19 protein-coding genes are annotated in these 18453 nt (G+C 60.5%); 14 read left to right on the top strand and 5 right to left on the bottom strand.

What is annotated here, in order from left to right; genetic code table 11:
* Positions 1–112 precede the first annotated feature (112 nt).
* The gene (locus tag G359_RS14020) at positions 113–1525 is read right to left on the bottom strand and encodes an APC family permease (RefSeq protein ID WP_045836632.1); all 1413 of its coding nucleotides are present in this window, start codon (positions 1523–1525) and stop codon (positions 113–115) included.
* Positions 1526–1875: 350 nt separating this feature from the next.
* On the opposite strand from G359_RS14020, the gene G359_RS14025 reads away from it, so the two are divergent.
* A complete protein-coding gene (locus G359_RS14025) occupies positions 1876–2118 on the top strand; it encodes a CDGSH iron-sulfur domain-containing protein (protein WP_045836633.1) in 243 nt (80 codons plus the stop codon).
* A 169-nt stretch (positions 2119–2287) separates the two neighbouring features.
* On the opposite strand, the gene G359_RS14030 is transcribed toward G359_RS14025, so the two are convergent.
* Positions 2288–2491, bottom strand: a complete 204-nt coding sequence (locus tag G359_RS14030) for a hypothetical protein (protein ID WP_045836634.1) — start codon at positions 2489–2491, stop codon at positions 2288–2290.
* Between the two features lie 430 nt (positions 2492–2921).
* Here G359_RS14030 and purB point away from each other — a divergent pair, with 430 nt between their 5' ends.
* The 5 genes from purB to G359_RS14055 all read left to right on the top strand — a co-directional run bounded on the left by purB (position 2922) and on the right by G359_RS14055 (position 8663).
* On the top strand, positions 2922–4229 hold the full coding sequence (gene purB / locus G359_RS14035) for an adenylosuccinate lyase (RefSeq protein WP_045836635.1): 1308 nt from the start codon (positions 2922–2924) through the stop codon (positions 4227–4229).
* A 102-nt stretch (positions 4230–4331) separates the two neighbouring features.
* The gene (locus G359_RS14040; protein ID WP_045836636.1) at positions 4332–5102 is read left to right on the top strand and encodes a phosphatase PAP2 family protein; all 771 of its coding nucleotides are present in this window, start codon (positions 4332–4334) and stop codon (positions 5100–5102) included.
* An 83-nt stretch (positions 5103–5185) separates the two neighbouring features.
* Positions 5186–5992: a phosphatase PAP2 family protein gene (locus tag G359_RS14045; RefSeq protein ID WP_052699389.1), complete on the top strand. Its 807-nt coding sequence runs from the start codon at positions 5186–5188 to the stop codon at positions 5990–5992.
* Positions 5986–7155, top strand: a complete 1170-nt coding sequence (locus G359_RS14050) for a glycosyltransferase family 2 protein (RefSeq protein WP_156150782.1) — start codon at positions 5986–5988, stop codon at positions 7153–7155. Before G359_RS14045 ends, G359_RS14050 begins: the two co-directional genes overlap by 7 nt.
* Positions 7152–8663, top strand: coding sequence for a glycosyltransferase family 39 protein (locus G359_RS14055; protein WP_052699390.1), 1512 nt, complete (start codon positions 7152–7154; stop codon positions 8661–8663). Before G359_RS14050 ends, G359_RS14055 begins: the two co-directional genes overlap by 4 nt.
* Before the next feature lie 74 nt (positions 8664–8737).
* On the opposite strand, the gene G359_RS14060 is transcribed toward G359_RS14055, so the two are convergent.
* Positions 8738–9226 carry a YciE/YciF ferroxidase family protein gene (locus G359_RS14060; protein ID WP_045836637.1) on the bottom strand — a complete coding sequence of 163 codons (489 nt, stop codon included), beginning with the start codon at positions 9224–9226 and terminating at the stop codon, positions 8738–8740.
* Between the two features lie 198 nt (positions 9227–9424).
* Here G359_RS14060 and G359_RS14065 point away from each other — a divergent pair, with 198 nt between their 5' ends.
* Positions 9425–10009, top strand: a complete 585-nt coding sequence (locus G359_RS14065) for an RBBP9/YdeN family alpha/beta hydrolase (RefSeq protein WP_045836638.1) — start codon at positions 9425–9427, stop codon at positions 10007–10009.
* A gap of 157 nt (positions 10010–10166) precedes the next feature.
* Here the strand turns inward: G359_RS14065 and G359_RS14070 are convergent, their stop codons facing one another.
* Positions 10167–10493 (bottom strand): DUF1476 domain-containing protein, encoded by a 327-nt coding sequence (locus G359_RS14070; protein WP_045836639.1) that lies wholly within the window; start codon positions 10491–10493, stop codon positions 10167–10169.
* A gap of 378 nt (positions 10494–10871) precedes the next feature.
* Between G359_RS14070 and purC the strand changes: the two genes are divergently transcribed.
* The 5 genes from purC to G359_RS14095 all read left to right on the top strand — a co-directional run bounded on the left by purC (position 10872) and on the right by G359_RS14095 (position 14311).
* Entirely contained in the window at positions 10872–11687 is an 816-nt protein-coding gene (gene purC, locus G359_RS14075) for a phosphoribosylaminoimidazolesuccinocarboxamide synthase (protein WP_045838030.1), read from the top strand.
* A gap of 56 nt (positions 11688–11743) precedes the next feature.
* Positions 11744–11983, top strand: a complete 240-nt coding sequence (gene purS, locus G359_RS14080; RefSeq protein WP_045838031.1) for a phosphoribosylformylglycinamidine synthase subunit PurS — start codon at positions 11744–11746, stop codon at positions 11981–11983.
* A gap of 3 nt (positions 11984–11986) precedes the next feature.
* Positions 11987–12424 (top strand): hypothetical protein, encoded by a 438-nt coding sequence (locus tag G359_RS14085; protein WP_045836640.1) that lies wholly within the window; start codon positions 11987–11989, stop codon positions 12422–12424.
* 320 nt (positions 12425–12744) lie between these two features.
* The gene (gene purQ / locus G359_RS14090) at positions 12745–13449 is read left to right on the top strand and encodes a phosphoribosylformylglycinamidine synthase subunit PurQ (protein ID WP_045836641.1); all 705 of its coding nucleotides are present in this window, start codon (positions 12745–12747) and stop codon (positions 13447–13449) included.
* A 610-nt stretch (positions 13450–14059) separates the two neighbouring features.
* Positions 14060–14311: a hypothetical protein gene (locus G359_RS14095; protein ID WP_045836642.1), complete on the top strand. Its 252-nt coding sequence runs from the start codon at positions 14060–14062 to the stop codon at positions 14309–14311.
* A 442-nt stretch (positions 14312–14753) separates the two neighbouring features.
* Here G359_RS14095 and G359_RS14100 read toward each other — a convergent pair whose 3' ends face one another.
* Positions 14754–15140: a hypothetical protein gene (locus G359_RS14100; RefSeq protein ID WP_045836643.1), complete on the bottom strand. Its 387-nt coding sequence runs from the start codon at positions 15138–15140 to the stop codon at positions 14754–14756.
* A gap of 395 nt (positions 15141–15535) precedes the next feature.
* Here G359_RS14100 and G359_RS14105 point away from each other — a divergent pair, with 395 nt between their 5' ends.
* A complete protein-coding gene (locus G359_RS14105; RefSeq protein ID WP_045836644.1) occupies positions 15536–15943 on the top strand; it encodes a CopM family metallochaperone in 408 nt (135 codons plus the stop codon).
* A gap of 190 nt (positions 15944–16133) precedes the next feature.
* Entirely contained in the window at positions 16134–18362 is a 2229-nt protein-coding gene (purL, locus tag G359_RS14110) for a phosphoribosylformylglycinamidine synthase subunit PurL (RefSeq protein ID WP_045836645.1), read from the top strand.
* Positions 18363–18453: the final 91 nt, after the last annotated feature.

The following is an 18453-nucleotide window of genomic DNA, read 5'->3' on the forward strand; positions in this document are numbered from 1 at the left end:
GTCCTCGTATCCGGGGCCGACGGATGAGCAGGCAAGCTTACAGGCGGCCGCGGTCGGCCGGGAACCTACTCTCGCCCTTTATCTTTTTCCAGAGGTCTTTGAGGCCGATAGGCTAATTGGCCGGGACGTTAACCGCGAGCCTGCTGTGCCGGATCGAGTAGACGAAGTAGATGACGAGCCCAATCGCCAGCCAGATGACGAAACGCAAGTGCGTTTCGAACGGCAGGAAGGCGATCAGAGCGCCACACGACAGAACGCCGAGGACCGGCAGAGTGATGCCGCCGGGCGTTTTGAATGGCCGGTGCAAATCCGGATGCGTATATCTCAATGAGATCACGCCCGCGCAGACCAGAATGAAGGCGGCAAGCGTTCCGATGTTGACGAGTTCGGCAAGGACACCGAGCGGAATGAAGCCCGCCATCACGGCCATGATGATGCCGACGATCACGGTCGTCCGCACCGGCGTATGAGTCCGCTTGTTGACGACCGAGAAGTAGGGCGGCAGCAGACCATCCCGCGAGACGCCGACGATGATGCGCGTCAGCGCGTAGTAGAGCACCAGCATCACGGTCGTCAGACCGGCGATGACACCGGCGGCGACCAACCCTGAAGCCCAATTGAAGCCGATTTTCTGTAAGGCGAACGCGACGGGCGATGACACGTTGAGTTCCGTGTAATTGACGATGCCCGTCAGGACGCCCGAAACAACGATGTAGATGATCGTGCAGAAGATGAGCGAGCCCACAAGGCCGCGTGGCACGTCGCGTTGCGGGTCGCGGGCCTCTTCAACAGCCGTCGAAACAGCATCGAAGCCGACGTAGGCGAAGAAGACGAGTGACGCGCCGGCAAGAATGCCGACCGGCCTGCCGTCCGCCGCATGATCGAACCAGCCGAAAGGTGCGAACGGCGTCCAGTTCGCAGGATTGATATTGAAAATCGCGACCGCAAGAAAAATGGCGATCGCGGAAAGCTTCACCGCGACCATCGCTGCATTGATGCGCGCCGTCTCCTTCACCCCGACGATCAGCATGATCATCAACACGAAGACGATGCCGAAGGCAGGAAGATTGACGACACCCCCGGCAAAAGGCCCCTTTGTCAGATGTTCAGGCAGTCCGAGTCCGATTGCTGTCAGCGCGTTGTTGAAGTAGCCCGACCAGCCATTGGCGACGGCCGCGACCGAAACGCCATATTCGAGGATGAGGTCCCAAGCGATGATCCAGGCGATGAGTTCCCCGAAGGCCGCGTAGCTGTAGCCATAGGCGCTTCCACATCCACCGACGCTCGACGCCAACTCGGCATAGGAGAGCGCCGCAAAGCCGCAGGCAAACCCCGCGACGACGAACGAGAGAACGACTGCCGGGCCTGACTGTGTTGCCGCAGCAATGCCAGTCAGCACGAAAATGCCGGTTCCGATGATGGCGCCGACGCCAAGCAGCGTCAGATCGAGCGCACTCAAGACGCGCTTCATGCCGAAGTCCGAGTCGTCGTAGGCGACAGATTTCTTGCGAAAGAGATCGGACATGCGTGGGCCCCTCATCATCTGCTGTCTCAGGCGATCACATTTTGGCGCTGAAGACTTCCCCGCTTAGCCGGCCGAAGCCACCCATCGCCGAGCCTCAGGGATTCCAGGCCGGAGCTGACCTTCGCCCAGCCATTTGCTGATGTCTACAATCCCTTTGCTGAAAATATTTGCCAGCCTGAATGTTAGGCAGCCCACCGCTCGCCGGCATGGCGAGACAGTTTGGAGCACTTGCCCGGCAGGCCTAAACCCGATAGCGAGTCCTCAAAAGCGGCGACAACGCTGCGCCCGCACCCTTAGGCGACCCGAGTTTGGGAAGCCTAAGTGGAGCGATACGAGATTGGAGTACAAGGATGTCTGACGAGGCCGTTATTGCCCAAACCGGGCCCTACCAGGTCGAACTCACTGAGGGTCAGGAATATTGGTATTGCCGGTGCGGCCGATCCAAGACCCAGCCCTTCTGCGATGGCTCGCATGAAGGCACGTCCTTCGAACCGATGCGGTTCGTCCCGGACCATTCCGGCACCTTCAATCTCTGCGGCTGCAAGGCGACCGACGACGAACCCTACTGCGACGGCACTCACAACGTATTGTAAGCAGCCCAGCAAACAGCGGCGTCAGGGCGGCAAAGCCTCGCATCTTGGGGGCACATAAACAAAAGGCCGCCCCGCGCCAGATTGCGCAAGCCGACCTAAGTAAACCAGATTAGTTGTAAATCAACGAAGCGCAATTGCAGGTTATTACGGTCCTGCGATGATGGGAATATCAGCGGCCTTGAGAAGCCAGCATGCATTCCGTCATTAGACGCCTTTCAAGTTTCGTTAATTCATCGGGAATATCCCGGCCCGAATCGCGAAACTCTGTGATTCTTTCCTTCACGAGGGCGTAGCACTGGCGCGGATCGTCCTCAGACTGCTCCATCTGATGGACCAATTCAGCCAGCTCCCCGCTGCCCATCTGTTGCGACATTTCTTCAAGTCTCCCGCTATGGTTTTTGGCGCGGAACTCAATCGGGGGATCATCGTGCCACCCTGAGAGTTCCTCGACTCATTACATCCTTGGGTTAGTCAATGTAGGCCCACCCGCCCGCGAATAGAATGCGCTAATTCGAACGTAGACCGACGATTTTTACGAGTGTGACTTAACTGCCCTGAATATTACCTGAATGAAAAACAGAAATGCCCCGCTCGTAATGACGAAATAGGTCACGTGTTCGTGGCGATACACTGGCGATAATTGAGGCGGCCATTCACGAATTGTTGCAAAGCATTTGCTGCAGAGCAGCAGAGAATTAGCGCCCGACAACGTCTCGCTGTGGCGTCCACATCCTCGGCTCGCGCGATTGCTGAAGCGTTGCCCGTCTGCTACGCCTCCCGCGTTGCATCAAGGATTTATCTCTATGATACCCCGCTACTCACGACCCGAAATGACCCGCATCTGGGAGCCTGAGACGCGCTTCAGAATCTGGTTCGAAATCGAAGCCCACGCCGCGACAGCCAGCGCTCAGATCGGCATAATTCCGGAGACTGCGGCAAAAAACATCTGGGAAAAAGGTTCGGCAGCCACCTTCGACGTCGCTCGCATCGACGAAATCGAGGCGGTAACGAAACACGACGTGATCGCCTTCTTGACCCACCTCGCCGAGCACGTGGGCCCGGACGCCCGCTTTATCCACCAGGGGATGACGTCGTCCGACGTGTTGGACACCTGCCTCAACGTGCAATTGGTGCGCGCCGCTGACCTTCTGATAGCGGACCTCGACCGTCTGCTCGCCGCACTCAAGACCCGCGCCTTCGAATACAAGGACGCCATCACCATCGGGCGCAGTCACGGCATCCATGCCGAACCGACGACGTTCGGCGTCAAGCTCGCCTATGCCTACGCTGAATTCGAGCGCGCGCGCGAGCGCATGGTTGCAGCCCGGAAAGAAGTCGCCACCTGCGCCATCTCGGGCGCGGTCGGAACCTTCGCCAACGTCGATCCGCGCATCGAGGAGTACGTGGCCGAGAAAATGGGCCTCGTACCCGAGCCCGTTTCGACGCAAATCATTCCGCGCGACCGCCACGCCATGTACTTCGCGACGCTCGGCGTCGTGGCCTCGAGCATCGAGCGCCTCGCCATCGAGATCCGCCATCTGCAGCGAACGGAAGTGCTGGAAGCGGAAGAGTACTTCTCGCCCGGCCAGAAGGGCTCGTCGGCGATGCCCCACAAGCGAAACCCAGTGCTGTCGGAAAATCTGACGGGTCTCGCCCGCATGGTTCGCGCCTACGCGCTACCTGCGATGGAAAACGTCGCCCTCTGGCACGAGCGCGACATCTCGCATTCGAGCGTCGAGCGCATGATCGGCCCGGATGCGACAGTCACGCTCGACTTCGCGCTCGCTCGCCTCGCCGGTGTCATCGAAAAGCTCGTCGTCTATCCGGAGACGATGAAGCGCAACATGGAGAAGCTCGGCGGATTGCATAATTCCCAGCGCGTACTTCTGGCGTTGACCCAGGCAGGCGTCAGCCGCGAGGACGCCTACGCCATCGTTCAGCGCAACGCCATGAAGACCTGGGAATTGGGCAAGGATTTTCTGACCGAACTCAAGTCGGACAAGGACGTGACGGCGAAGGTGCCGCCCGCCGCGCTCGATGCGATGTTCGACATCGATTATCATACCGCCCACGTCGACACGATCTTCCGGCGCGTATTCGGCAACGCATGAACCTTCACCTGCGCTCCGTCACCGAATTGTAACGAAACTGACGTGCCGCTGCCATCTCGGCTGACGATAGGCTTCAGCTCGAGATTATGTTGGGGTGGTGGGATGTCGGCGCCGGGCTTTGCTTTCGGTATTGAAGAGCGCCATGAGCATGATCCGGCCGAAGAAAAGCCGGGTATCGATGCGATTGACCTGATCAAGGGCGCCGTTGCCGTCGGCGCCCTTTCGTTCGCCGTCTTCGCCTTGATGCCCGGCATCGATCTCAAAGTCGCCCATCTGTTCTACGCGGGAAACGGCCAGTTCGTCGGCAATCAGTTGCCGGCCGTTGGCGTGATACGCTTCGGCTTCAACGCCGCTTTCTATGTGACGTGCGCTCTGACCGTCGTTGGATTGGTCATCTCAGGCCGAACGGCCTCCAGCTGGCTGGGCTTCGGAATAAGAAAATGGCTGTTCCTCGCCCTTTGCCTGCTGACAGGCCCCCTCGTGGTTGCGAACATCGGCTTCAAGGACCACTGGGGCCGAGCCCGTCCGCGAGATGTCGTCGAATTCGCCGGCAGCAAGGCGTTCACCGCGCCGTTCCCGCCCTCAAGCCAATGCTCGTTCAATTGCTCGTTCGTCTCAGGCGAGGCCTCTTCGGTATTTATCGTGCTGTTCGCCGCTGCTCTTCTTTTCAGATCACTCTCCCGCAACTTTGTAGCATTCGGCATTCTGCTAGGCGGCCTTGCCGGATTGACGCGTATGGCTCAAGGCGGGCACTTCCTGTCCGACGTCATCTTCGCGGGGGTTTTGATGGCCATCACAGCCGGATGCATGCAACTCCTTTTCGACACATTGGAAGGCGAGCCTCGCCGTTTGATCGAATCGGATTTGGGCTGAGTGACTGGCCCGGTCGAATTCTGCTACGTGACATCCGGAAACTGGAAGTTTAAGCGAGCCACGGGCGGAGAATATTGGGTCCGATGGGAATCATGATCGCGGGCGAACCGCAAGCCGACTGTGGAGCACAGGAAAAAAGCAGATTAGTCGCGTTGCTCCTTTGGGGTGCCGCGATTGTCGGCGTGCTCGCCGGCATTTTTTTCAACCTGTTCCCCCAGGTCGATATCAACACTGCCGCTCTTTTCTATAAGGGCGACGGCGTCTTTGTCGGCAAAGGCGGCGGCATCTATTACGGCGCATCGAGCACCATCGCCGACGTGATCCGCCTCACGCTTTATTCCACCTTCGTCGGTCTCTGCATTCTGACGGCCGCGGGTCTCGCGGCCTCCGTCCTTCGCAAGCGCGCCAGCTTTGGTCTCACCGCTCCGAAATGGCTCTTCCTAGCGGCGTGCCTCGTGATCGGACCGGGCATCGTCAGCAACACCATTCTCAAAGACAATTGGGGCCGGGCGAGACCCGTTCACCTCGTCGAGTTCGGCGGTACGAAAACCTATACGCCTCCGCTCGTGCCTTCGAAGCAGTGCGAGAAAAACTGTTCGTTCGTAGCGGGCGAAGCTTCGATGGCCTACACGGCGTTCTTCGCAGCCGCATTTCTTTTTGCTGGCATGGGAAGGCGGCTCCTTCTCGCGGGTGTTCTCTGTGGCCTTTTCTCCGGCCTCGTGCGCATGTCGCAAGGCGCACACTTCATATCTGACGTCATCTTCGCCGGGGTTGCGATGGCCGCAACAGTCGCCGGCATTTACCTGCTGTTCGATTTGATTTCGCGGACAGGTGGCCCCAATCCGGCAACCGACCCGCCCAATCCGCTTGCTCGATGGTGCTCATGGTAACTTCCGAACCGCTAACCGGCATCTCCGCGTCGGATACCTTGAGCCCGCCCGTTGGGTCTTTGGGCAAGGCCGGCAATTTGCGGCCGCGATTGACGGTCGTCATCCCGACCTACTGCGAGGCCGGAAATATCGCCGCGATGATCGCCGCGCTCGATGCCGCTCTCGCCGGCGTCCGCTGGGAAGTGATCTTCGTCGACGACGACAGCCCTGACGGCACGATGGGCGTCATCCGCTCCATCGGCGCGAACGATCCGCGCGTCCGCGCCATGCGCCGTGTCGGCCGCCGCGGACTGGCGGGCGCCGTCATCGAAGGCATGCTCGCCTCCGCCGCCGATATCGTGGCCGTTGTCGATGCCGACCTCCAGCACGATGAAAAATTGCTGCCGGCCATGTTGAGCGACATCGAAGGCAGCGACGCTGACATCGTCATCGGCACCCGTTACAGCCAGTCGGGCGAGGCCCGTGAAGGCTTTTCGACGGCGCGCCGCATATCGAGCACGATTGCGACGGCTCTTTCGAACCTCCTCCTGCGGACGAACGTCAGCGATCCGATGAGCGGCTTCTTCATGCTCAAAAGAAACCTGATCGACACGATCGCACCGAACCTTTCGCCGGGCGGATTCAAACTCCTTCTCGACATTCTGGCGTCCGCGCCCGCAGGCGTACGCATTCACGAGATGCCCTACGTCTTCCGCCCGCGCCGGGTAGGCAAGTCGAAGCTCGACGGCATCGTAATCGCGGATTTTCTCGGGCTGCTTCTGGCCAAGGTCTCCGGAAATTTGGTGCCGCCCCGGTTCGTCCTGTTCGCGCTCGTCGGAACGCTGGGCCTCATCATCCATCTTCTCGCGCTTCGTTTCGCGATCCACGTCAGCGGCACAACCTTCAACGCCGCCCAGATCTTCGCGTCGTTCGTCGCCATGACCTTCAACTTCTTCTTGAACAACGTCCTGACGTTCCGTGATCGCCGCTTGAGCGGGTTCGAGGCGATCAAGGGCCTTCTGATCTTCTACGCCGTGTGCAGCGTCGGCGCCCTCGCCAACATCGGCGTCGCCGACCTCGTCTACAGCCACGATACGACGTGGTGGCGCGCCGGCATCGCAGGCGCACTGATGGCGGCCGTCTTCAATTACGCGGTCAGCTCTGCTCTCACCTGGCGGCGATGACGGCCGTTCTCACCACCGAAGCGGCGACCGGCCCAGCGCCCTCCGCACGAAAGCTCGACGAGCGAAACGCAAACAGCATCCTGCTCGCCGCCATCCTCGCGTTGACCGCCATTCGTCTGGGCCTCGCAAGCTACCTCGGCCTCGTCGACGACGAGGCCTACTATCGAATCTGGTCCCTTGGCTCCTCGCTCTCCTATCTGGATCACCCGCCGATGGTCGCCTGGATCATCGGCGCGGGACGCGCCATCGCCGGAGACACGACACTTGGTGTCCGGCTGCTTGGACCGCTGATCGGTGCAGGTGGCGCCCTCGTTCTTTGGCGAACTGCCCACCTCCTCTACGGAGCGGAAATCGCTAGGGCGTCGGTTTGGATCATGCTGGCGATGCCGCTGCTCGCGGTCGGCGGCATCATCGTCACGCCGGATCTGCCCTCCGTGCTTTTCGCCGGGCTTGTCGTCTGGGCGCTCGCCGAACTGGACCGCAGCCAAAACCCGAGATGGTGGCTCGCGGTCGGACTGTTCGCGGGTCTCGGTTTTCTTTCGAAATATACGAACCTATTTCTCGGCGGCACCATTCTCGTCTGGCTGATAGCTGCGCCCGAAAATCGCAAATGGTTCCGCACGGCCGAGCTCTGGATTGGCGGCGTCATCGCGGCCATTGTCGCGAGCCCCGTCGTCATCTGGAACGCCGAGCATGACTGGGCATCGTTCACGAAGCAGTTCGGACGCGTCGCACACAGCGGCGCTGCGGGACCGACCTATCTGCTTGAATTCATCGGCGTCTTCCTCGCGCTTGCGAGCCCTGTCATCGCAGTGCTCGCCATCGTTGGTCTCGTGAAGATCACCCGCTCAGCAATCGAAAGCCGGGGCGAGAGGCGCAACGATGTGCTGCTGGCGGCGTCGATACTGCCGATGCTGATCTACTTCGCCGCCCATGCGCTGCATGATCGCGTGCAAGGCAACTGGCCCGCGCCGCTCTATCCATCACTCGCGATCTGCGCCGCAATCACTCTCCAGAACCTTTCGCTGAAAAGACAGCGCACGACGTTCCTCGTCGCGCTCGGCATCGGCTTCGCGATGACGGTGGCCATCTACGCGCACGCCGTTCATCCTTTAGCGGCGACAGCAAAGGACCCGACGGAACAGATGCGCGGCTGGCCTGCCTTGGCCGACGCCATCGAAGCCAAGCGCCGCGAGACGAATGCTGGTTGGGTCGCGACCTCAAGCTACGCGACGACCGGACAACTCCTCATGGGCCTCAAGGGGCGAAGCGAAGTCGCGCAGCTCGATCAGCGCATTCGCTATGAATTCCTGCCGCCGCTTGCTCCGTCTCTGCTGGAAAAACCGGCTCTTTATGTCGAGCTCGAAAGACGTGTCGACCTGCCATTGATGAAGCAGAAATTCCGCAAGATCGAACCGCTCGGAACGCTGACCCGCGCCAACGGCACCCCCGGCGGCGCAACCTACGTTCTCTACCTGCTCTCCGACCCGCCCACGCCGCCGCTGTAATCGCGAGCGGCGGCATGGCCAGCGCCAGCCAGCCGATTGGTTACGGCCGACCGGCGCCAACGATGCAATAAGACTTACGCTGCTTCCTTATTGAGACGGCCTTCTGCGAGCTTCGTTAGTTTGTCGTCCGTCGCGTATTCTTCTTTCAAGGTCTTTTCGAGGATCGTCGCGATCTCCTTGTGACCCAGGAGCTTCGCCCACGAGACGAGCGTGCCGTAGCGCGTGATCTCGTAATGCTCGGCCGCTTGGCCCGCAGCGATCATCGCTGCGTCGCGCGTGTCGGGATCCTTGATCTCCGACATCAGCTCCTCGCCTTCTTCCAGAATGCCTTTGATGGCCGGGCATTCGGTTGCCTTCGACTTCCGGCCGAGAGCTTTGAACACCTCATCGAGACGGGCGATGTGCTCCTTCGTCTCTTCCATGTGCCCCGTGAAAGCCTTGGCGAGCTGCGGGGAATCCGAAGCCTTCGCCATTTTTGGCAAAGCCTTAACCAGCTTGTTCTCGGCGTAATAAATATCTTCGAGCGTATGATTGAACAGGTCTTCGAGATTTTCAATTTTCATAAGGGGGGTCTCCTCAGACTGCGGATGGTGCGTACTCGCCAACGCCATGCCCCTCCTGCGGTTCCCTCCCCTAACTCATGCCCCCGTAGCGGCTCTGCGCCATCCGCCGCCAGAAACTGTGGTGTTGGAATTCCTTGAGAGCCCGGTCGCTCTGCCGCTCTTCCATCCTCCGCCGCTGTCCGTTAATCAGATTCCGGTATGAAAACATCGGAAGTCGACATTCTCATTGTGCCCGGCTGGCAGGGCTCCGGCCCTGATCACTGGCAGAGCCGCTGGGAGAGAAATCTCAAGACAGCGCGTCGCGTCATCCAACATGATTGGGAAAATCCCGAGGTCGAAGCCTGGGGCGACCGCATCGCGAAATTCGCGGGCGGCGCGACGCAGCCGGTCGTGGTCGTCGCTCATTCGCTCGGCGTCGCAGCCACGGTGCTCGCCGCCGGCAAGCTGAAACGCAATGGCGTCATCGGCGCGTTCCTAGTAGCACCGGCCGATCTCGACTATGCCAAGTTCTGGCCCGACAACGGCAGCCAGCGATGGCCGCCCGAGAAAGGTAACGGCGGCTTCGAAACTTTGCCCCAACAACGATTGCCGTTTCGATCGCACGTCGTCGTCGCCAACAACGACCTTTATTGCAGCTATGCTCGCGCCGAACACCTAGCGGCGAAATGGGGTGCAACCCTTAGCGATGCGGGAGAAAGCGGCCACATCAGCACCGCGTCGGGGCACGGTCCCTGGCCGGAAGGACTTCTCGAGTTCGGAAAATTTCTGCGCACTCTCGGATGACTGCCACCGTCATGCCGACGTTCGCCGGATAACGAAACGGGGCCCGAAAGAGCCCCGTCCGCGAAACTTTCCGGTATTTTCGGCGTTTGCGGCCGGCTCACCGCAGGGGAGTCGCAAACGCCCACTAAAGAGCGTCGCCAACGCTCAACAAAGACTCTCAGCTCTTCGCCGACTCGATATCGCTCACGGCCTTCGAGAGCGCTTCAGCCATGAAGCTGCGGATTTCGGTTTCGGAAACCGCGACGCCCTTTGCTTCGAGATCGCCTTTCACTTTCCGGAACACATCCTCATCGCCCTTCTCAAGAAGATCGGCCTTGCGAACTTCCTTCACGTAAGCCTCAAGCGCATCTCCGGTGAGCCCGAGCTTCGCGCCGGCCCATTCAGCAAGCGCCTTGTTGCGACGCGACTCGGCTCGGAAACGCAGATCTTCGTCATGGGCGAACTTGTTCTCAAATCCCCGCTCGCGATTGTCGAAGGTCGTCATGCGTCATCCTCCTCGCCCGGACTGCCAGCCGGTATGGACTTTTGGTTGTATGAACTGCATTTGCACGCTGTACGCGTATTGCAGAGGCCCCACAAATGCATATCTCGACGCACGGTTACCGCGTGCTTTGAGTTAAATCAACGGCTTGGCTGCCGCTCACCATAAGAGGCGCTGCGGCTCATGGTCTACATTGTGTCGCCCCCCTCCTTCAGCTAGTGTCCGGCCAAGACATCCGAGCGCGAAAGGTGCGCCGCTTCCTTCCCGACATGAAGAAAACACGTTGGAGAATCAAGGCGTCAGCGTCCGTGTACGAACTCGTGAAAAGATCCGTGTATCGCAATGAGTGAGAGCAAGCTGTTGATCCTCAGAGGTCCAGGAATGAACAAGCGTCGGCGAATTTATGAGGGCAAGGCAAAGGTCCTCTATGAGGGTCCTGAACCGGGCACCCTTATTCAACACTTTAAGGACGACGCAACCGCCTTCAACGCGAAGAAGCACGCGTTGATCGAGGGTAAGGGCGTTCTGAACAATCGCATCTCCGAGTATGTGTTCACAAAGCTCGGCGAAATCGGCGTGCCCACGCATTTCATCAAACGTCTCAACATGCGCGAGCAGTTGATCCGCGAAGTTGAAATCGTGCCGCTCGAAGTCGTCGTGCGCAACGTTGCTGCAGGATCGCTATCGACGCGCCTCGGCCTTGAAGAAGGCTCGCAGCTGCCGCGCTCGATCATCGAGTTCTATTATAAGAAGGACGAACTTAACGACCCGATGGTCTCGGAAGAGCACATCACGGCGTTCGGTTGGGCAACTCCGCAAGAGATCGACGAGATCATGCAGCTCGCGCTGCGTATCAACGATTTCTTGGTTGGCCTCTTCCTCGGCATCGGCATCCGCCTCGTCGACTTCAAGGTCGAGTTCGGCCGTCTCTACGACAACGAGCAGATCCGCCTCGTCCTCGCTGACGAGATCAGCCCGGACTGCTGCCGCCTGTGGGACATTCAATCGGGCGACAAGCTCGACAAGGACCGCTTCCGGCGCGATCTCGGCGGCGTTCTCGAAGCCTATCAGGAAGTTGCTCGCCGCCTCGGCGTCCTGACCGAAACCCCGCGCCCGCGCGGTGCAGGTCCGGTGCTCGTCGCATCGAACACTCCGATCAACGGTCCGGTAACGCCCGTCAACGGCAAGCCGAACTAACTGACACTCTGTTCTCTCTTCCCGCTCGAATGCGGGGAGAGAGAATGAAGGACGCCATGAAAGCCCATATCAAAATCACATTGAAGAACGGCGTGCTCGATCCCCAGGGCAAAGCCATCGAAGGCGCCGTCAAGGGATTAGGCATCACGGGCGTCGGCGACGTCCGCCAGGGCAAGTACATCGAGGTCGATCTCTCCGAGAGCGACCCGGCGAAGGCGAAAGCCATCGTCGAGCAGATGTGCAAGGACCTGCTGGCCAATACCGTCATCGAGAATTACAGCTACGAAATCGGGTGATCGATGGCGCCAAGGTTCGGGATGACGCTTGCCATGGTAGCTCTCGCGCCGTGCCAAGCGTTCTCCGAGCCCGCTCCTGATCTCGATTGCAGAATCGGGTTCGAGGCCCTCCACACCTGGGCGGCATGGCTTCCCGGCGCCGAACGGCGCCCCGGGGACAACCCGAACGTCATTACGGTCGCCGAGCCGGACGTCTGGCGCGTTGAAATCACCTTCACTGAGCCCGGCCAGCCCGGACACCCCGCTGTTGTCCTGCGCAAGTTCGTCAAGCAGGTAACGAGCGTGTGGACGGCACAGAGCAAGGCCTGCGGCTACGGCAACCAGGCTGATTTCGTCGCGCTCGTCGCCGCCGCGAAGGCAGAAGACAGCCGGTTGACCAACGCCTCCCGCGACGAAGCCGAACGAAAAAAACGCGAGCAATCGCCACTCGGCTCTCCGTGATGATGGCGTACTTTACCCTCCCCCTTGCGGGGAGGGTGGCGCATCGCGCCGGGTGGGGGAACGCGCGTTCGAACAGTGGAAATTGCCCCCACCCCTAACCCATCCCCGCAAGGGGGAGCGGAATTTAAGAGCAGAAGACGCTGGTGCCGCGCTCGACCTGGGAGGGAAACAGCACATTTCTCCCCTGCCCTTGACGCGGAGGGGGCGCGGGGGGGCGATAGCGAAGGTGGCGCGGAACGAGTGGGACAGCTCGGCAGGTGGACACCGAAGCCGAGTCCCACTACTTAAACCGTCATCCTTCCTATTTTGGACCTGTGCGAATGCTCCGCGCCTCCGTCATCGTTTTTCCGGGATCAAACTGCGATCGCGACGTCAAAACCGCGATTGAGCGGGTGACCGGCTTCGCGCCGAAGATGGTCTGGCACGGCGATGCCAGCGTCCCCTCGTCCGACGTCATCGTTCTGCCGGGCGGCTTCTCCTACGGCGACTATCTCCGCTGCGGTGCAATGGCCGCGCATTCGCCGATCATGAAGGACGTCGTCGCCAAGGCGAAAGGCGGAACGCCCGTCATTGGCATTTGCAACGGCTTCCAGATCCTGTGCGAGTCGGGGCTGCTTCCCGGCGCACTTCTGCGCAATGCCTCGCTGCACTTCATCTGCCGCGACGTGTTCCTGAAGGTCGAAAACGATCAGTCGTTCTTCACGAAGTGCTACCGCCAGGGCGAAGTGATCAAGGTTCCGATCGCACACGGTGAAGGCAACTACTTCGCCGATAGTGAAACGCTCGACCGTCTCGAAGGCGAAGGCCGCGTTGCCTTCCGCTATTCCGATGCGGCAGGCGAGACGACGGCAGACGCCTGCCCGAACGGCGCCCAGCGCAACATCGCCGGCATCGTCAACGAGACGGGCCGCGTCCTCGGCATGATGCCCCACCCCGAACGCCTCTACGAAAAGGCCCTCGGCGGCACCGACGGCAGACGCGTCTTCGAAAGCATGCTGCTCTCGACCCTCGAAGCCGCGGCCTAGCCCTCTCCGACCGAACCCCACCCCACTCGGTTGTCGTCCCGGGCGAGCCCTCTCGCGTGACCCGGGACCCACCTTCCTCGCGTTTCTGGGTCCGGCTCTGCGCTACGCTCCGGCCGGGATGACAAACTGCGAGGAAGGTGCACGCGCGCAAGGATGACGAGCTAGAAGCGCAGAGTGCCGTTAGGGCACACAAGCAACCCCAACCACCGTCATGCCGACGAAGGTCGGCACCAGACAAGCTTCAACAACTTCGGTGCCTGCTTTGATTACAGCACGCGCCGCGCGCACCAAATGCGCTGCTCATTGTCGGGATCCCGGCCTTCGCCGGGATGACGGAATTCATGGGCTCTGTCGCGGTTCCCCATCACCGCCGTCGGATGCTCAGCCCCACTCGCAACAGCACGTGCGTCCGGCTTCCATTGTGATCATTTCGTGGCATTTGCGATGGCCCTCTTGGAGCGCAGCGGAGCCGTTCCTACGTCTGTTAGGATTGCGGGGCCGGGCCCCTCTGGCAGCGCCATAACGGTGCTGCGATGTCGGACCGCATCGGGTGTGCCCGGTGCTGAGTCGAATTGCCCGGACGCACCTCCCTAATCCGGAGGAAAAATTCATGTCCCGACGTCTCATCACACTTCTCGAACGCGTCTCGCGTGTTCGCGAAATGATCGACCGCGAGCAGCGCTCGAATGCGGCGAGCCCGGTCCGCCTCATCCGCATGAAGCAACTCTATCTCCGCTTGTCAGAAAATCTCCGCCGCTTGACGAAGCAGCAGCTCATCCGAATGGCTTCGGCGCCGCGCTTCAGATCTGAAAGAATTTTCTACGCCGCGACCCCGGCCCGTTCGTTCTCGGGCAGATACTAAGCTCCCCACCAAACAACAAAAAAGGGGCCGAAAGGCCCCTTTCCCATGCAGTCGAACAATCCGCCTTTAGCGGATGTTCCCGCGCCGCTGGCTTTTGCGAGGGTCGGCATAACCGGACCTCATCGACTGGAACACAGCGAACACGATGGCCTTCATAACATCACCTGTCTGGCTAAACGGCCGGGCTCAATCCCGTACCGGATCCCGGGATAAGGCCCCCGGGCCGCCTCTTCTACGGTGTAGATATGTGATCGACCCAGGTTCCGCCAGTGGGCAAAATGGCAGGTCTCTCATGCGCGCCGCACAGAGATCTCGAAAACGACAAAACTTAATGAATTCAGCGGCATAGAAAAATAAAAAAAGGGCGGGAGTTGCAGCTCCCACCCCATCCCGAACGACTTGCAAGCGTGGACTTGGAAGCGCGCCGAGAAAAAGTCCGTCGTTATTTCGCAATTGCGTTATACGCGACCTGCTGCACCGGTTGTATGATCATCGCTGACGCACCCGAGGCACATGCGAATGAGAGCGATCCATCCAACGCATCGACCTGCGCCGACGTGCCTTCACGCACGGTGAGATTGATGCGAACCGGCTCCGAGGCCGCCTTGTCGCCCTCGGTGTAGGAATCCGCCAGCATGAGCGTCAGATGGCAGGCATTTCCGGCGTTGGTGTAATAGCCAACCGCCCGCTTCGGCCCGACCGCCAAGGTAATGCCCTTGAGCGGAGCGACATGATAAGCCGCCTCGTCAGCCGACGAAACACGGGCACCAGGAAGCAAAGCCAAGCTCGAAAGAAGCACAACACCTGTGAGTTTTGCGGAACGTGTCATGACAGGATCTCCACTGTCTAAGCGGGCGAGTTCAAATCCGCGCACAATTGTCTGGACGTGACGTCGTCGCTAGACAGCCGAAATAAGCTACTGACCGACCGAAGAAAATCCCTACACAGCGCAATTCCGAACTGCGAGTTTTGCAGCGCGAAACGGTCACAGTCCAAACGGGTAGGACGGAAAGTGCCACATCCAAAGCGCGTAAAAGACACCTCGAAATCGAAATCCCGATGAGAGATCGAGCCGTCACCGATTGAGAGCGCGCGACCATCGCGATGCATCCAATGCGCACAAAACTCGGATCAAATCTGAGCCCCCACGTTCCGGGATTCCCAACGACCTTCGGATAGTCGAAAAAGGCTCGCCGTCAGCCTTTTTGCCGGAAAGGAAGTCTTATGAAAAACTTCACCGCCCTGGTTTGCCTTGGCTTCCCGGCCGTAACGCCCCCCGTGACCCCGCGAACGGGCAAAACGAAAGATCGTGCAAAAACATATTGGGTTGCCAAAACGCCGTGCCCGCCTGCCACAGAAGCGCTGGAATGCGCGATCCTCAAGATGGACGAGGACATTAGGTCCGTGACCTACACCGGCAATCCCGAGGTCGATTTCGTCGCCAAAATGATCCCCCACCATCAAGGCGTCGTCGACATGGCCAAGGTGGAACTGGAGTACGGCAAAGATCCCAAAATCAGGAAGCTGGCCCAGAGCATCATCAGGTCCCAGAACAAGCAGATCGCCGAGTTGCATGACTGGCTCGGGCACCAGCAGGCCGAAACACCGGTGAACCAAGGCCGCCCCCTCTAGTCCTTGGATTTCTGGCCTAGCTCTCCGAGCGAAACCCTTCCCCGCCGGGGCGGGATTGCCGCCCACCCCCGAATTGAGGGCGGCCGCGACATCGCGACGTTTGGCCGTTGGGCCCGTCTGAGCGCGAAGGCGACAAACCGTTCCCGAGCCCATATAAGCGGTCGCAATCCGAGCGCCCGACGAGATCCTTATGACCGATACGACTACGCGAAAGATCACCCCCCAAATCGTTGCCGAGCACGGCCTCAAGCCCGACGAATACGAGCGCCTGCTCGAAATCCTCGGCCGCGAGCCCCTGATCTGTGAGCTTGGCATTTTCTCGGTCATGTGGAGCGAGCACTGCTCGTATAAGTCCTCGCGCGTCTGGCTGAAGACGCTGCCGACCTCCGGCCCGAAAGTGATCCAGGGCCCGGGCGAAAATGCCGGTGTCGTCGATCTCGGAGACGGTGACGCCGTCGTCTTCAAGATGGAAAGCCACAACCACCCCTCCTACATCGAACCCTTCCAGGGTGCAGCGACCGGCGTCGGCGGCATCATGCGCGACGTCTTCACGATGGGCGCGCGGCCCGTTGCCAACATGAACGCGCTGCGCTTCGGCGCGCCGGATCACCCCAAGACCCGCCACCTCGTCGGCGGCGTCGTTGCCGGCATCGCCCACTACGGCAACTGCACGGGCGTCCCGACCATCGGCGGCGAGACCAACTTCGACGAGGGCTACAACAACAACATCCTCGTCAACGCCATGTGCGTCGGCCTCGCGAAGACGGACAAGATTTTCTATTCCGCCGCGAAGGGCGTCGGCCTGCCGGTCGTCTACGTCGGCTCGAAAACAGGCCGCGACGGCATCCACGGCGCCACGATGGCCTCCGCCGAATTCGACGAGAAGAGCGACGAGAAACGTCCGACCGTCCAAGTCGGCGACCCCTTCACCGAGAAGCTGTTGATCGAAGCCTGCCTCGAGCTGATGGCGACGGACAGTATCATCGCGATTCAGGATATGGGCGCTGCCGGTCTCACATCCTCGACGTCGGAGATGGCGGACAAAGGCGGCGTCGGTATCGAGCTCAATCTCGATCTCGTGCCCCAGCGCGAAACCGGCATGACGGCTTACGAGATGATGCTCTCGGAAAGCCAAGAGCGCATGCTGATGATCCTGAAGCCGGAACGGCAGGAACAGGCGCAAGCCATCTTCACCAAATGGGGTCTCGACTTCGCCGTCATCGGCCAGACGACCGATACCCAGCGCATGGTCATCAAGCATAAGGGCAACATCGAAGCTGATCTGCCAGTGCCCGTGCTCGCGAACTCCGCGCCGATGTACAAGCGACCGTACATCGAGCCGAAGAAGCCCTCGAAAATTCTCCCCGAATGGGTACCCGCGCCAAACTCTATCCTCGGCACGCTGAAGGATTTGATGGGCGGCTCTGCTCTCGCTTCCCGTCGCTGGATTTGGGAACAGTACGACCACATGGTGATGGGCGATACCGTCGGCCGTCCGGGGGGCGACGCGGGCGTCGTCCGCGTGCACGGAACGAAGAAGGGCATCGCCGTCGCGTGTGATGTAACGCCCCGCTACGTTACCGCCGATCCCGAAGAAGGCACGAAGCAGGCCGTCGTCGAAACCTGGCGCAATCTTACAGCCGTCGGCGCTGATCCCCTCGCGATCACCGACAACATGAACTTCGCCAATCCAGAGCGGCCCGAGATCATGGGCCAGTTCGTGGCCAGCGTGCGCGGCATGGCGGAAGCCTGCACCACGCTCGACTATCCCGTCGTCTCGGGCAACGTCTCGCTCTACAACGAAACGAACGGCATCGGCATTCCGCCAACTCCCGCGATCGGCGGCGTCGGCCTCGTGCCGGATTGGAGCAAGATCGCCGACATTCGCTTGAAGAGCGAAGGCGATATGCTGATCGTCATCGGCCGCGAGGAAGGCCATCTCGGCCAGTCGCTCTATCAGCGCCACGCGACCGGCAAATTCGATGGCGCGCCTCCGCCCGTCGATCTCCAGGATGAAATCAAGGCCGGACGTCTCATCCGCACGTTGATCCGCGAAGGCCGCGCGCTCGCCGTCCACGATTGCTCGGACGGCGGACTTCTCGTCGCCGTCGCCGAAATGGCGCTCGCAGGCGGAACGAACGGCTTGGGCGTCGAGCTCTACCCCTACGAAGGCAAGCTCCCAGCCCACGCGATCTGGTTCGGCGAGGATCAAGGCCGCTACGTCGTCGAAGTGACGCCGCAAAAGGCTGAGGAAGTCCTGGAGCGCGCCCGCCTTCTCGAACTTCCCGCCCGCATCATCGGCCGCGTCGGCGGCGACGCCATCGCCCTCAAGGGCGAGAAGCCCTTGCCGCTGTCGGAACTCCGTAGCGCGCACGAAGCGTTTCTGCCGAAGCTGATGCAGGCAGAACTCGGCGCATGACGGCGTTCATAGCAAGGCCTACTTACTGGTGCGGTTAGCTGATCTTTCCGGGCACCTAATGCGGTGGTAAGCGTTGCTGGCACTTACAGCG

The sequence above is a fragment of the Hyphomicrobium sp. 99 genome, assembly GCF_000384335.2.
Classification (GTDB): Bacteria; Pseudomonadota; Alphaproteobacteria; order Rhizobiales; family Hyphomicrobiaceae; genus Hyphomicrobium_B.